At 47.3% G+C, this 1,694-nt stretch carries 1 protein-coding gene; it reads right to left on the bottom strand.

Annotation, left to right across the window (positions count from 1 at the left end; genetic code table 11):
• Positions 1 to 9: 9 nt before the first annotated feature.
• Positions 10 to 1,359, bottom strand: a complete 1,350-nt coding sequence (gene ltrA / locus M0413_RS22540; RefSeq protein WP_069454382.1) for a group II intron reverse transcriptase/maturase — start codon at positions 1,357 to 1,359, stop codon at positions 10 to 12.
• Between the last annotated feature and the right edge of the window lie 335 nt (positions 1,360 to 1,694).

Genomic DNA, 1,694 nt, shown 5'->3' with positions numbered 1-1,694 from the left:
TTAGAACGCCTAACCTGTTTTCTGGTTCGGATAGTGAACCGCGATCCATCCATCTCTCAGTGAATACAATCCTGCTTTCTTAAGATACTCATTACTCAGCGCTTGCTGTATCCCTGGTGTTTTCGAGCTTCGCCACGGCCCTTTGCTTGTAATTCCACAAGCAACGGCCGCTTGGATCCTGACGCCACGTTTGAGTAAGTTTTGTACCTTAGTCCGTGGCTTTCGCCATTGACGCCAGTAGCACATACGTACTCGACGACGGATCCAGTGGTCTAACTCGACACATCCTTGGTAAGCGTTGGCTATGCCAAAGTAGTTGATCCAGCCTTGCATGTATTGCCGCACTTTAAACAATTGATAGCTCATACTCACGCCCCAATTGCGGTTTGTCAGTCGTCTTATCTTTTGTTTGAAGATGTGCAGTGTTTTGACATGCCACTGGATCTTTCCGCGGTTAAAGGTAAACCCTAGGAACTTGCTTTGGCCTACCTTAACCACTTGGCTTTTCTGTTCGTTAACAACCAGTTTTAGCTTAGTGGCAAGATAGCAAGTAATACTCTTGAGGACACGTTCGCCCGCTCGTTGAGACTTGACCAAGATGATAAAGTCATCCGCGTAGCGGGCGAAGCGATGCCCTCTGCTTTCCAGCTCTTTATCCAGACTATCCAACATGATGTTTGATAGTAATGGTGAGAGTGGGCCACCCTGAGGTACGCCTTCGAAGCTTGCTTCAAATTGGTCGTTGATCATCACGCCAGCACGCAGGTATTTACCAATAAGCGCCAGCAGACGCTTATCCTGTACCTTGCTCCTTAACTGAGTCATTAAGAGATCATGATTTACTCGATCAAAGAACTTGGACAGATCAACATCGACGGCAAATTTGCGTTTATGTTTGATGATATCCCTGACTTGCAAGACTGCTTGTTTGGCATTCCTATTCGGTCTAAAGCCGAAGCTATTAGCCGAGAAGGAAGGATCAAACAACGGCGTGAGAATTTGAGCAATTGATTGCTGTATCACACGATCAATGACGTTAGGGATACCCAGTTTGCGTTTACCGCCATCGGGTTTGTCGATCTCTACGCGTCTGACTGCTGAGGGTTGATATTCACCTAACTCAAGTTGAGATTTACACTGTTGCCAACCGCCTTGCTGCACCCAAAGCGGGAAGGCTTCGATGGTCATGCCATCGATACCAGCCGCGCCATTATTGGCTTTAACCTGACGCCAAGCTCGGTGTAGATTCTCAGGCTGAAGCAGTTGTTGGAATAAATCGCTGTTGAAGGCTGGTTGCATATCAATACGCTGCTGATAGTAATCGTCTGGCGACGTAGTGGGTATCAACAAGTTTGACAAGACTCCTCCTTCTTCTAAATGTTCAGGCCTTCACCATATCCCATCCATTACGATGGGCGTTGGGCTACTATGCCGTCTGCTGACTTCTGTTTAATCACATGCCGAGTTACCCCGTCATGCGCTATCGGTTTTCATCTGGTTCGCTCTTTTCAGTCGATGACACTGAAAAGCCAAGGCACTTATAAACCAGAGCCTGACTGGTTAATGACCGATCGCGTGTTAAACAGATCTCCCCAGATAAGAACATGAACTTTCTTTGCACTGCTGCATCATTTACGGTGGCCATTAGATCACGTGGTTTCGTCGTCTTGTGCCAACTCACCTCTAGCCTACGC

Source organism: Shewanella sp. 8A (assembly GCF_023475945.1).
GTDB lineage: Bacteria > Pseudomonadota > Gammaproteobacteria > Enterobacterales > Shewanellaceae > Shewanella > Shewanella xiamenensis.
The sequence above is the reverse complement of the archived record's forward strand: the minus strand, read 5'-3'. Positions and strand labels throughout refer to the sequence as shown.